Genomic DNA, 13,289 nt, shown 5'->3' on the forward strand with positions numbered 1-13,289 from the left:
GAAACTGGTAAAACAATACCAGCAACGGTTAACCTACCATAAGGATGTGGCCGGAATATTTCATATATTAGGTTAACTATTATCTATGAGCTTGTGAATGTATTTTAGGCAGCGCATGATTCTTTTTGTTCAACTTATTCGCTTGTCGGTTCCATCTATTTTTTATCTATAGGATGTATCATTTTTAGCAATTATCAACCAGTAATTCTATAACATTAAACATCAGATGTATGTGGAAACAGCTTCCTACCTGTACAGGCTTCATGATATTATCATGCCTGCTACTCAGCCTGTCTATTACTGTAAATGCGCAGCAAACAAAAATTATAGGTAAGGTTACCGGCGCTGGTAACTTACCTGTACCCGGCGTTACAGTTCTTATCAAAGGCAATACCACCAGGGGTACTGCTACGGATCTCAATGGTAATTATACCATACAGGCAACCGCAGACGCCACCCTCACTTTTACTGCTGTTGGTTATATCAAACAGGAAGTACCAGTAGGCGGAAGAAGCATTATCAATATCACCCTGGCAGAAGACAACAAACAATTGGGCGAATTGGTGGTAACTGCTTTGGGTGTAAAGAAAGAAAAGAAAAAACTCGGGTACTCGGTAACAGAGCTCAAAGGAGAGGAGCTGGCTGTTACCAATGAAATCAACCCCGTCAATGCACTGCAAGGCAAGGTGGCCGGTGTGCAGATCGACCAGGGCGCCGGCGGATTGTTTGGTAGCACCAAAATCCTGATCCGGGGTAACTCTACACTGGGTAACAATAACCAACCTATTTTTGTCATTGATGGCGTAATCATGGATAATAATACCTTCAGTGGTACCGGACGTGACTTTGGGAACGATCTTAAAAACCTCAATATGGAGGATTTTGAGAGCGTATCTGTCCTGAAAGGCTCCGCTGCCGCCGCACTTTATGGCTCCCGCGCTATCAATGGGGTGATATTGATCACCACCAAAAAAGGGAAGGCGCAGAAAGGTATAGGCGTTAACGTTACCCAGTCATACAATGTATTTAAACCTTATTCTGGCCCCGATTTTCAGAACGAATATGGAGGAGGTACTGTCGGCGCCTTCTTTACTGATAACCGCGATCAAAACTATAAACCGGAAGATGCCTGGAGAACTAAGGTATTTCCGATAGACCCGGTCACCGGCAAGCCATATATCGACCGGCAGGTAGGGCGTGAACTGGAAAACTGGGGCCCTAAATTTACAGGACAGGAAGTCACCAACTACGATGGGACCACCACCCGCTATGTGGCCCAACCACATAATTTCCTGGATGCTTTCCAGACAGGACGAGGCTATGCCACCAACATTGCCATGGATGGCGGAAATGATAAATCCACCTTCCGCCTGTCGTACACCCGCGATCAAAGTGATGGTATTGTACGCATGAACTCCATGGTGAAAAATGCCTTTGATCTTCGCGTTACACATAATATCAATAAATGGATCACCGCAGACGTAAGCGCCAACTACACCGTTTTTAACGGTAAAAACCCGCCCCGCCTGGGGGGCCTCGATGCCTTTGCTTCCTATAATTTCGGTAAACTGTTTTCCTGGGTGCTGCCACGTAACTATGATACAAAGTATTGGATGCAGCGCGATAAATACGTAAGCGTATTTGGCGGTACCCCCAATCCCGGAGATCCGGCGGAACCCAATAAGGCGCCCGAATCACGCTTTTGGTTTAATTTATTTGAAAACAGCTATATCCAGGACGAACAGAATATAAGGGGACGTATTGTCTTAACTGCTACCCTGAATCCATGGGCCAAATTGCAACTGGAAGGAAACGTCAATAACCTGTATCTCCGCAATGAAAATAAGGAATTGGGACAAGGACATGACTTTACCGGTGGCTTGTATGGACTGGGACATACTTCCAAGGAAAGTTATTTCCTGAAATGGATGCTGATGATCAACAAAAATCTTACTAAAGACCTGGAATTAAATGGATATATCGGCGGTGAAACACAACGTTATAATACTACTTACAACTATAGCGAAACCCGCGGGGGACTGAGCTACCCGGGGAATTACTTCATCGCCAACTCTGTACAAACACCCTATACAGAAGGAGGCGTGAAAAGCCGGAAAGCATTTAACTCATTATACGCCAGCGCCGATCTCGCATTTAAAAACCAGCTGTTCCTCCTGGCTACCTTGCGCGGCGACTGGTCCTCTGCATTAACTTATACAAATGGTACCGGTAATAATTTTTATAACTATCCGGCAGTCAGCTTATCCTGGCTGTTTTCAGAAACCTTCAAATTGCCCGACTGGATTAGCTATGGTAAGCTGAGAGCCAACATAGCCGCACTCGGAAAGGATACGGATCCTTTTGGTATCAACCCGGGTTTTGCGTTTAACGGTTATACCAACAGCAATACCACCGACTACCCGATTTCTACCTATACACGGTATCCGGACCCGCTTACCGGTAAGTTCATTGCGCTGGTGCCCAACCTGAAACCAGAAAGGAAAATTGCCAAAGAAGTAGGCGCGGAAATGCGTTTCCTGAAAAACCGTATCGGGTTTGATATCTCTCTGTACCAGGATAACACGAAAAACCAGATTATTAGCATCGGCACACCACCGGAAACAGGCCTGGAGGGGATTATTATCAACGCAGGAAATATCCAGAACAAGGGTATTGAACTCATGGTAACCGGTACGCCCGTGCAAACGAAGAATTTTGAGTGGAATACCAGTTTCAACTATTCCCATAACCGTAATCTCATTGTAGACCTGTATGCTGGCCGTAATGAGTACGACCTGGGCGCTAACATTGGTGAAATCAGTACCTGGGCTATTGTGGGAAAATCTTACGGCACCCTGCGCACAACTATTCACTCTTCGCCTTACCAGGCTACTGATGCCAATGGTAATCCCATTGCTAGTCCGAACAACGGGAAGCCAATACTGGCCTGGCGTTCCGACGCAAGAGCAGCTTTCCCTGCTCGTAGCAATACCCTGCAGGATGTAGGTGACATCAATGCGAAATTCCGCGGCGGCTGGGAAAATACATTCCGGTATAAGAACTTCAGCCTGGGCGTACTGCTGGATGCTAAATTCGGAGGCGACTTTGTACTGCTGACTTACCGCTATGGTACCCATACCGGCGTATTCCCCAATACCCTGGCAGGTCGCGACGCCAGCCATGGCGGTATTACCTGGACCAGCAAATACGATAACCAGACTTATGACGATGGTCTTATCCCCGACGGCGTTTTTGCCAAAGGGCAAATGATAACGCAGCCCAACGGCAGCCAGGTCGACGTTGGCGGCATGTCTTACCTGGAAGCCTATAACAAAGGATATGTAGAGCCTACGCATGCACCGCAATTCTATTATCGCTATGGCTCTTCTTCTACCGGCGTGGCTGATTACTGGATCAAAAAGAATTCATGGATCTCCCTGCGGCAGGTATCATTGTCTTATCGTTTCTCACCGAAGATATGCGAAAAGCTGCACCTCAATAACCTAAGCCTGGCAGTAGTAGGACGTGATTTGCTTTATCTGTATAACAGTTTGCCTTTCAACTACAACCCGGCCTCCAACAACTCTAATAACACGGCATTTTCCGGTGAAGAGGGTTTCCTGCCAATGGTACGGTCTATTACAGGAACCATCAGAGTGGGCTTCTAAATAAAATCTAAACTGATTAGCTATGAAAAAGATAATAAACATATATATAGCCGCTGCGGGCATGCTTTTGTTAGGAGGGGTGCATTCCTGTACCAAAAACTTTGGAGATATTAATACCAATCCCAGTGTAGTCACCAACCCGGATGTAAAGTACCTGCTCAGCTATTCGGAAGATAAGATGATTACTTACCAGGGAACGGAATGGGTATGGGAAAGCATGGAGCAACTGTTGCGGTATACCCAGCACGTAACTGCCAGCCCATATGAAATCACCAACAACGTAAATACCCGGTACAACAATTACTATCTACAAATATTACCCAACCTGTTTGAAATCCGGCGTCAGGCAGATCTCAAACCGGATAAAGACCGGTACCAGAAAATAAAGGCAGTTACCTATGTGCTGCAGGCATTGCATGGCATTAAAGTAACGGATGTCAATGGCTCCATTCCTTATACTGAAGCCATAGAAGGACGATACCAAACCAGGTATAACCCGGTATATGATAACCAGCAAACATTGTTCAATACCTGGTTATCAGAGCTGGACAACGCGATCAAGGTGCTATCTGATAATAGCCTGGCCAACCAGGCGGATTATGGGAATTCTGATATCTTCTATCAGAGCAACTGGACCAACTGGGTAAAGCTGGCCAATACCTTAAAGCTCCGCATAGCCGCAAGGTTGGAAAATGTAGACAATGCTAAAACCAAACAGGTATTTCAACAGGTGATGCAGGATGGCACCGGGCCTATTGATGTAGTAGCTGCACAGCCCCGGTATATGAATCCAATATATACTCCGTTTGGAACGGGCGGTGATATTGATTATCGCAGCCGCAGGTATGCGACCAATTCTATTATGATGTTCCTGAAAAACAGCAGCGATCCGCGGTTACCCATCTATTTTGATAAAAATGATATCCCTGTTGGCTTCAAGGATTCCCTGATCAAGTATGGGGTTACCGCACCTGCCTTTATCGACCTGAATGATCCGTTGATCAATTTCCAGGGAGGCCCGGCCGACTGGACCACCGATCCGGTAAAAGCTACTTTTTTGAGTAACAGCCTGCCGGTAGGTCCCAATAAATATTTCCTGATCTCACCGTTGAATAGGAGATTCTTTTCACCTAAGCTCAATGGCGCTACCGGTAATTTTGAAGACGTACCGGTAACCTGCGCAGAGTCTTGTTTACTCGTGGCCGAATTTATCCAGAAAGGCTACGCCGGGGGAGTTGATACAAAAGGTAATGCCAATGCCTGGTATATAAAAGGGATTACTGCCAGCATTGTTACGATGAATGAAATAGCTGGAAATGCCGGTTCTACCACCGCCTTTACCGGTGATGGAAGTACACTGATACAGGCTTATCTCAATAATAACCTGGTAAAACTCAATGGCGCCAATGACCTGGAAAGAATTTATATCCAGGCCTACCTGAATTATCTGCGTTCACCTAATGAAGCCTTTGTTTTTTGTCGCCGTACCGGCTACCCTAAACTGGGTTCTGCCTATTATTCCAGGGAAGTGTCTAACGAAACCATCCCGCGGCGTTTCTGGTTATTGGATCCGGGAGAAGTAAACCGCACCAACTGGAACAATGCCATGACAGACCAGGGATTTACCCCTAATGCCCAGGATATCAATACTCTGAGCACGCAGCGTGTATGGTATGACAAACCTGCACCCGACCTGGGTAAAGGACAGTAAACAATTATATTTCCTCCATACAAAAGCACCGGTACCTTTACCGGTGCTCTGTTTTATGAATGGTGCCTGCGTTCAGCGGCCTGTTTAATTTTGACCAAGGTGGTTCTCCAATAAAACTGCAAATGTTTAAAAATAGTTTCCGTTGGAAAGTTTTCAATGCGCAGCTGAAGGATGGTTTGATCAGTGGCAGGCGTAAGCCGGAATTCGAGCAGGGAGTAGTTTTCGGGAACGTCGGGTAACCTGGATACAGAACTGAAATGGGTGTAACTCAATCTTTTCGGCGCTTCATGAGCAATAACAACACCCTTGTTCTCGAACCGGACATGATGAAAACCACGGATGATAAAAGGAGTATTTACCCGCCAGGTTGTCGTTATTTCCAATTGCATATCCGGTTCTCCCATCCAGTTCTTCATATCAGTAGTATCGGTCAAAACCCGCCATACATCAGCAGGAGCAGCGGCAATGGTCACCTGGTCGGAGAATAAGTGGTTCATTTCAGAAGAATGTTTTTAAGGGCTGGTAATTTAGTTCTTAATCTGATTTTAAAGATGAAAAAAAGAGTAAATATTATATTTTTTATAATATGGCATCAATCTTGATAAGATGAGTTTGCAAACAAACCTACAATTGTCATGAAAAACCAAATCTTAGGGGCTTTAGCGCTGATGGCTGTCACCGCATTTTCATTAACTTCCTGCAGCAAAAGTAGCGATAGTTCTTCCGGTAATAGTAAAATGAGCGTGTACCTGACGGATGCACCTTCTCCTTACGATGCAGTATGGGTAGATATCCAGGATGTACAGGTAAATGCATCTACTGATGCTTCGGCTTCCACCGGTTGGCAATCTATTCACATTTTAAGACCAGGCGTTTATAACCTGCTGCAATTTAGAAATGGAGTAGATACCTTGCTAGCGTCACAAGACCTGCCGGCCGGAGCGATTAATCAAATCAGGCTGGTGCTGGGTTCCAACAACAGCGTGGTAATTGACGGTACTTCGCATCCGCTGGAAACACCATCTGCTCAGCAATCTGGTCTGAAACTGAACATCAATGCTACCCTGGTAGCGGGAGTGGAATACCGGTTGTGGCTCGACTTTGATGCCAATCGTTCTGTGGTGGTTACCGGCAACAACAAGTACATCCTGAAACCTGTGATCAGAAGTTATACACAGGCTACCAGTGGTGCTATTAAAGGAATTGCATTGCCGCTGTTGGGAGTAAAAGGAGTATTTGCGATCCAGAACACAGACACGATCGCTTCAGCGATTCCTGATGCAGCCACCGGTGCTTTCCTGTTGTCTGGCTTAAATGCCGGCGCTTACAATGTAGCCTTTAGCGGCAACACGATCGTAAAAGATACGACGCTGCTGGGCGTAAATGTAACCGTAGGACAGTCAACCAATCTGGGTACCATACAGTTGCACTAAGTTTTAAGAGATGATGTTATGAACCGTGATCCTTGTAAACAGGGATCACGGTTTTTTTATTTATGTCCGGTATCATTCCGCCCGCAAACTGTTAACCGGGTTAGACAACGCAGCTTTGATAGCCTGGAAGCTAACCGTGCTCAGTGTAATAAACAGGGTGGCAAAAGCAGTTCCGGTAAAGATCCATACGGAAAGGTCTATACGATATTCATACCCTTCCAGCCAGTGGTGCATCACGTAGCCGGCTGCGGGCATGGCCACGCAGAAAGATAACATTGGCAGCAAGAGGAACTCTCTTGATAATAGTCCCCACAAACTCATCACAGATGCGCCCAGTACTTTCCGGATGCCGATTTCTTTGGTACGTTGTTCCGCCATAAAGGATGCCAGTCCGAAAATACCGAGACAGCTGATGAACACTGCAAATACAGCGAAGAAAGCAGACAGTTTACTGATGCGATCTTCTGCAGAAAATTTCCGGGCATAGTCATCGTCGGCAAAGGTGTAATTGAAAGGCGCCGCGGGACTATATTTCCGGAAAATGGCAGCTATCTTGTCCAATGCATCAGGTGCGCCCATGGCGGGATTGAGCCGGATCGTAATTTCACTGACGTTGCCGTAGTCCATCATGAAAATGGTGGGCACGGGGGTGGCGAAAGGAGATTCCATCACCACATTTTTTATCACACCAACAACATGGAAATTGTTGTCGTTAAATTTAATGGTGGCGCCTACCGGGTCTTTCAATCCCATAAAGGCGACTGCACTTTCGTTGAGTATCATACCGGTGGAATCAGTAGCGTATTCCCTGGAAAAGTCGCGGCCGGCAGCAAATTGCCAGTTGACCGTTTTCCCGAAGTCGTGGCTGACCCAGGATACAGCGAACGCAGGATTGATGGAAGGATCTTGTCCCGGCCACTTAAAGCCAATGAAGTGGGCAAAGATATCGGTAGATGGATTGGATGCGGCAGCCATATCCACCGCGGCGCCGGATGCGAGAAGGTCCTGGCGTAGCGTGTTATACTTTCCGTAGAGCTCCGGTGTAACCATGCTGACATTAATCAGGCCATTGCGATCGAAGCCCAGTGGGCGGTTTTTAGCGTGTTGTATTTGCAGGTAAATAACAGTGGTACCAATAATCAATGCAACGGATACGGTAAACTGCACTACTACCAATACTTTGCGGGGAAGTGCAGCCGCCCGGCCGGCCTTAAAGGTACCCTTGAGCACGCGGAGCGTGTTGAGTGAAGAAAGATAAAAGGCGGGGTAACTGCCTGCCAGCAGCCCGGTGAGCAGTGTTAAGCCAAGAATACTGCCCCAGAAAGCCGGCATTTGCCAGGGAATATGAATGGTTTTGTTGGCCAGGGTATTAAAGAAGGGGAGCGCGAGCTGTACAAGTAGTACTGCCAGCAACAAGGATAGGGCCGCCACCAGCAGGGCTTCTCCTAGGAACTGCCGCATCAGCTGAAGCCTTCCGGAGCCTATCGCCTTGCGTACGCCTATTTCCCTGGCCCTTTTTTGAGAGCGGGCGGTGTTCAGGTTCATAAAATTAATGCAGGCCAATATCAGTACAAAGATCCCGATGGCGCCAAAGATCCATACATAGCGGATATTGCCACCGGTATTTTTACCATTGGTGAAGGCATCGTACAGGTGCCATTTACTCATAGGGTGCAATAGTACTTCCGGGTTATCGCGCCTGCCGGGTTTCCCTTTCAGGGCGTCTTTTACGGTGGCAGATACCTTGTTGAGATCTGCTTTATCTGCCAGTTGCGCCAGTATGAAAAAGGAGTTATTATTCCACTGATCATAGGCTTCCTTTACCCAGCTCCGGTCGGCTACGAGATAGGCCCAGGAAACGAGGTAATGTACGTCCTGCAGATGGCTGTTGGCGGGGAAGTCTTCAAATACACCGGTTACCTTCACGTTCTTTTTATTATCTACATTGATCATTTTATTGATCGGATCTGTATCCCCAAAAAATGACCTGGCCAGGGTTTTACTGAGCATAATGCTATTGGGCTCTGTAAGTCCGTGTAAAGGGCCTGCTATCATTGTGGGCGCCAGTATGTCCATCATCTCCGGCTCTGCAAACCATCCATCCTGGCTCAATTTTTTATCGCCATAGGCAAGTATGCGGGAAACGCTTGGCTTGTATAAGGCAATATGGCTGAAATCCCCGCCATACTTCGACCGCAGCTCTTCCACCAGCGGGATAGGCATGGAATAGGTGGTGGTAATGGTATGATAGGCGGTGTTATCCCAGTTGTGTATGACCTGTGTAATGCGATGATAGTTTTTAAGAGATTTATTCCAGGTAAGTTCATCCCGGATCCACAAACCAATTAACATGACTATCGCCATGCCGATGGCAAGGCCGAGAATATTAATGAAAGCAAAACCTTTGTTCCTTTTCAGGTTTCGCCAGGCTACCTGGAGATAGTTGCTATACATAAGTCCAATAATTTGTTGATGACAGGAACGGACACACAATAATGTGCCATTGTATAACTGCGGCAGGTAAATGGGTTATATATATGTATTATTTATATTTTGTTCGTTTTCAGTACAGCATTCGTTCGTTGATGAACAGGTGCTACTCCAGCAGGGCAGCCAGCTTTCGCAGCGATTGCCGGCTGCCTTCATCATTGTCTTCCGGCCGGATACCCGGTGGAATATGATCGAACCGCAGGTTAACAGCAGTGCCGCCGGCTACATCGGCGAGGGTAACGGTCATCGTCATTTCGCCAGCATATTTTTCATCGTTAGAATCGAATACGATGATCTCTACAATCTTTTCAAAAGGTATCAGGGTGGCAAACCGGCCCTGGAACATATCCTTGTCGGCAGTGGTTTTCCCGGGGGCCGACTGTTCGGGGTCCAGGTAAGTGAGCGACATCCGGAAGAAGCCATTTTCCCTGGCATCGAAATCGTGTACTTCTGCGCGCATATCGTCGGGCGCCAGCCAGGCAGCGACGGCTGTGGGATCGATAAATGCATTGTAAACCGCTTCCCGTGGGGCTTTGATGATGCGGCTTGTTTCCGAACTGTGGGTGGATAGTGACATATGCGTTGTTTTATATTGGGTTTTTATATTCTCTGCGCAGCAATGAAAAAGCAACAGAATCTTCCAGCCGACCGTTTTTCATATAATGCTCTCTCAGTAATCCTTCTCTCGTAAATCCCAGCTTCTGCATTAACAACAGGGAGGGGGTATTTTCAGGTCCTACAAATGCTTCGATCCGGTTAAGTCCCATGTCTTCAAATCCGAACTTTATAATGGGAATCAGGGCTTCTGTCATCAGTCCCCTGGATTGCAGGGACAAATCCGTCAGCGTATACCCGATTTCGGCCCGGCGATGCTCCAGGTACCAGGTGTGAAAGCCGCATCTGCCGATGACCCGCTGTTCCGCTTTCAGGTACAATTGGAATACCAAAAATGATCTGTTGAAACCGGTAAGGCCGCCTTCCACTTTCTTTTTCTCTGTCTGCAATTCCTCCTGGTTATGCAGACCCAATTGCTCCATTGCCACTGTATCTGATGAGTTTTGGAAGAGATACTGGTAAGTGGGAATGGTAAATTTCCGAAGGAGTAACCGGGACGTTTCTATAGTCTTTGTCTCCATTTTTTTATAAACAAAAGTACATGTTTTGTCCCCATCAGGTAAAGTCGTTCGTCGTGTTGTTAGTGTATTCACCATTTTAAATTTTTAAGAAATGAAACTACTGGAGACCTATCAACTCGGACCTTTTATGTTGCGCAACCGGGTAGTGATGGCGCCTATGACCCGCAACCGGGTTACCCCGGAGGGATTGGCAGGCGCATTAGCTGCTGAGTACTATCATCAGCGGGCGACCATGGGCTTACTGGTTTCCGAAGCTATTGCTATTTCTGCAGATGCAATAGGTTACCCGATGATACCTGGCATTTATAACAAGGTGCAGGTGGAGTCGTGGCGTGGGATCACAGACCGGGTGCATGAGGCAGGCGGGTTAATATTTGCGCAGCTCTGGCATTCGGGGCGGGCAGGGCATTCATCCGCCAAAGATGGGGGCGTTATGGTAGCGCCTTCAGCGATCGCCATCCGGGGGCAGCAGATATTTACAAAAACCGGGTTGAAAGATTTTGAGGTTCCCCGTGCACTCACCACTGCTGAAGTAGGGGCGATTATCCGCGATTACCAGGATGCCGCAGAAAGAGCCATGGAAGCGGGATTTGACGGCATAGAGCTTAATGCGGCGAATGGTTACCTGCCTAACCAGTTCCTGGCAGATGGCGTTAATACCCGCGATGACGAATATGGAGGAGGGGTTGAAAACCGTTGCCGCTTTATTTTGGAAGCTATGGACGCCATGGTGCAGGTGTGTGGTCCGGGAAGGGTAGGAATTAAATTATCTCCTTCTACTGACCGGTATGATATCACGGAAAGTAATCCATTAGCCTTGTATGGTTACCTGGTAGGGGCTTTGAACCCTTTGCCACTGGCGTACCTGCATTTTATGCAGCCACTGTCGACCGTAGATGCCGCTTATTGGCCCAAAGATGTGATCAGTGCGTTTGGAGGCTTAACAGTACATACGGTGATCGCCAATGGGGGATACAATCAACAACGCGCAGAGCAGGAGGTGGAAAGCGGTCGCGCCCAGCTGGTTTCCTTTGGTGCACTGGCGCTGGCCAATCCTGATCTCCCGGCACGTTTTGCCGCCGGGGCGCCGCTTAATACGCCAGATGCCAGCACGTTTTATGGAGGTAACGAGCATGGCTATACGGATTACCCATTCTGGAAGAAGTAAGGCGCCGGGAAGCTGTTGTCGGCGGGATAGTTGCTTTAAACGAAGGCGTGCAGCATACTCATGTGCGCGCCTTCGCTGATATGCCACCTGGGGAGGCCTTTGCGGGCGAAATTCATTGCTGACAGAACGGGTAACAAAGGAAGGTGCACAAGATAAGTCTATTGTTTTTTTTAATTATAGATAATAAAAATATCTATCTTTGCGCCGTAAAATCCCGTACCTACGTTCATATGTCACCTAGTAAATTACTGTTAGCTGCAACAGCGTGGCTGTTGACTCACACCATTATATCCGCCCAAAACAATAGCTTGTACAGTTATCAGGATTTGTCGCATATCCGCTACGAGCGGCAGAAAGATTCCCTGAAGAAAGCCTGGGTATGTCCTGTTATTTATAAAGAGAAAGAAACACAAAAGCAATATAAAGAGATCTGGAACGGGCGCACGGATTTTGTCGTGAATGCGATAACCGACGACGGCTACGTATATGAGCCGGAGTTATACGGGTATGTATCCGGCGTGATAGACCAGCTGGTAAAATCGAATAGCCAGTTAATCCAACAACCGTTATTGTTGATGATAGACCGTAGTTCCTCTGTGAATGCGTATGCGATAGGAAGCCGCACCCTGGCCGTGAATGTAGGCCTGCTGGCATTTATCAAAACCAGGGAGGAGTTGGCCCTGGTGCTGGCACACGAGCTGGCGCATAATATCCTGCTGCATCCGGAAAACGGCATGAAGAAACGTGCTGAGTGGCTCACCTCCGATGAATATAAGAAATCGCTCGACGCCGTATTGGATTCCAAATACGAACGGCTCACCCGCCTGAAAAAAGTTTTCCAGGGCTATTCATTCGACCGGAGCAAGCATCAGCGCTATCATGAAGGCGACGCCGATTCACTGGCCATCGTGTTGCTGAAAAACAGCCATATCCCGGTGGATGCCTCTTTCTTTATGCGCCTCGACAGCGCTGACCTGCAATACCGCCAACCGCTGAAACAGCCGCTGAAAGACTATTTTGCGCCATATCGCCTCCAGCTGGAAGATGCCTGGATGGTAAAGCGCAGTAAAGGTTTGTCGGCCAAAAACTACAACTTTGTAACTACTACAGGGCTGGAAGACTCTTTGAAAACGCATCCCGATTGTGAAGAACGATACAGTAAGAATAAGTCTTACCAGGAGGCCGGCGCCCGGTTTACCCCGGTGCCAGCCAGTATACAGGACAAAGCCATGAAAATGATGGTATGGAATATCTATTGCAACGGCAACCTTACCGCCTGTATGTACCGCATTTTATTACAGAAAGATAAAGGCAGCAAAGACCCGTGGTACGACTTTATGTTTAACAACGTGATCTCAGGGCTTTTCTTCGCCGACAAGAAACTCAGCCGGTTCAATGCGATCAGGGTAACGCCCAAAGAATATATCTCTAAAAATTACTACGAGCTGCAAACCATGTTTGAACAGATGCCGAGGGAGAAGCTGGAAGAGTATTACAAGCATATGCAACTGGCCGCGTTCTGGAGCGGCATGCCTGCGCCCGAACAGGCATTTAAATCTTTCATCGGCAACCTGATTACCGCTGGGGAAAACAGCGAAGAACAAAAAGCAGCCAAAGCGTTTACCACAGCCCATGCCAACAGCCTGTACTGCGAGTATGCAATGCCGTTTGCCCAAAAATAAT

At 47.4% G+C, this 13,289-nt stretch carries 9 protein-coding genes; 5 read left to right on the forward strand and 4 right to left on the reverse strand.

Annotation, left to right across the window (positions count from 1 at the left end; all coding sequences use genetic code 11):
* Window positions 1-230: 230 nt before the first annotated feature.
* Both HGH90_RS26315 and HGH90_RS26320 read left to right on the forward strand, forming a co-directional pair.
* A complete protein-coding gene (locus HGH90_RS26315) occupies window positions 231-3,668 on the forward strand; it encodes a SusC/RagA family TonB-linked outer membrane protein (protein ID WP_169192248.1) in 3,438 nt (1,145 codons plus the stop codon).
* A gap of 22 nt (window positions 3,669-3,690) precedes the next feature.
* Window positions 3,691-5,379 (forward strand): SusD/RagB family nutrient-binding outer membrane lipoprotein, encoded by a 1,689-nt coding sequence (locus HGH90_RS26320; protein WP_211172688.1) that lies wholly within the window; start codon window positions 3,691-3,693, stop codon window positions 5,377-5,379.
* Between the two features lie 53 nt (window positions 5,380-5,432).
* Here HGH90_RS26320 and HGH90_RS26325 read toward each other — a convergent pair whose 3' ends face one another.
* On the reverse strand, window positions 5,433-5,876 hold the full coding sequence (locus tag HGH90_RS26325) for an SRPBCC domain-containing protein (RefSeq protein WP_169192249.1): 444 nt from the start codon (window positions 5,874-5,876) through the stop codon (window positions 5,433-5,435).
* A 138-nt stretch (window positions 5,877-6,014) separates the two neighbouring features.
* Here HGH90_RS26325 and HGH90_RS26330 point away from each other — a divergent pair, with 138 nt between their 5' ends.
* Window positions 6,015-6,812, forward strand: coding sequence for a DUF4382 domain-containing protein (locus HGH90_RS26330; protein WP_168762732.1), 798 nt, complete (start codon window positions 6,015-6,017; stop codon window positions 6,810-6,812).
* 72 nt (window positions 6,813-6,884) lie between these two features.
* Here the strand turns inward: HGH90_RS26330 and HGH90_RS26335 are convergent, their stop codons facing one another.
* The 3 genes from HGH90_RS26335 to HGH90_RS26345 all read right to left on the reverse strand — a co-directional run bounded on the left by HGH90_RS26335 (window position 6,885) and on the right by HGH90_RS26345 (window position 10,438).
* Window positions 6,885-9,266 (reverse strand): ABC transporter permease, encoded by a 2,382-nt coding sequence (locus HGH90_RS26335; protein ID WP_169192250.1) that lies wholly within the window; start codon window positions 9,264-9,266, stop codon window positions 6,885-6,887.
* 142 nt (window positions 9,267-9,408) lie between these two features.
* The gene (locus HGH90_RS26340) at window positions 9,409-9,879 is read right to left on the reverse strand and encodes an SRPBCC family protein (protein ID WP_168762734.1); all 471 of its coding nucleotides are present in this window, start codon (window positions 9,877-9,879) and stop codon (window positions 9,409-9,411) included.
* Window positions 9,880-9,889: 10 nt separating this feature from the next.
* On the reverse strand, window positions 9,890-10,438 hold the full coding sequence (locus HGH90_RS26345) for a GNAT family N-acetyltransferase (protein WP_168762735.1): 549 nt from the start codon (window positions 10,436-10,438) through the stop codon (window positions 9,890-9,892).
* A 91-nt stretch (window positions 10,439-10,529) separates the two neighbouring features.
* Between HGH90_RS26345 and HGH90_RS26350 the strand changes: the two genes are divergently transcribed.
* Entirely contained in the window at window positions 10,530-11,606 is a 1,077-nt protein-coding gene (locus HGH90_RS26350; protein WP_169192251.1) for an alkene reductase, read from the forward strand.
* Between the two features lie 308 nt (window positions 11,607-11,914).
* Entirely contained in the window at window positions 11,915-13,288 is a 1,374-nt protein-coding gene (locus tag HGH90_RS26355; protein ID WP_248277069.1) for a M48 family metalloprotease, read from the forward strand.
* The last annotated feature ends 1 nt before the right edge of the window (window position 13,289 follow it).

The sequence above is a fragment of the Chitinophaga sp. Ak27 genome, from assembly GCF_012726295.1.
GTDB lineage: Bacteria > Bacteroidota > Bacteroidia > Chitinophagales > Chitinophagaceae > Chitinophaga.

What these genes read in the sequence shown, in the direction of transcription:
- HGH90_RS26315 (WP_169192248.1), top strand. Translation starts at nt 231, where the DNA reads ATGTGGAAACAGCTTCCTACCTGTACAGGCTTCATGATATTATCATGC.
- HGH90_RS26320 (WP_211172688.1), top strand. Translation starts at nt 3,691, where the DNA reads ATGAAAAAGATAATAAACATATATATAGCCGCTGCGGGCATGCTTTTG.
- HGH90_RS26325 (WP_169192249.1), bottom strand. Translation starts at nt 5,876, where the DNA reads ATGAACCACTTATTCTCCGACCAGGTGACCATTGCCGCTGCTCCTGCT.
- HGH90_RS26330 (WP_168762732.1), top strand. Translation starts at nt 6,015, where the DNA reads ATGAAAAACCAAATCTTAGGGGCTTTAGCGCTGATGGCTGTCACCGCA.
- HGH90_RS26335 (WP_169192250.1), bottom strand. Translation starts at nt 9,266, where the DNA reads ATGTATAGCAACTATCTCCAGGTAGCCTGGCGAAACCTGAAAAGGAAC.
- HGH90_RS26340 (WP_168762734.1), bottom strand. Translation starts at nt 9,879, where the DNA reads ATGTCACTATCCACCCACAGTTCGGAAACAAGCCGCATCATCAAAGCC.
- HGH90_RS26345 (WP_168762735.1), bottom strand. Translation starts at nt 10,438, where the DNA reads ATGGAGACAAAGACTATAGAAACGTCCCGGTTACTCCTTCGGAAATTT.
- HGH90_RS26350 (WP_169192251.1), top strand. Translation starts at nt 10,530, where the DNA reads ATGAAACTACTGGAGACCTATCAACTCGGACCTTTTATGTTGCGCAAC.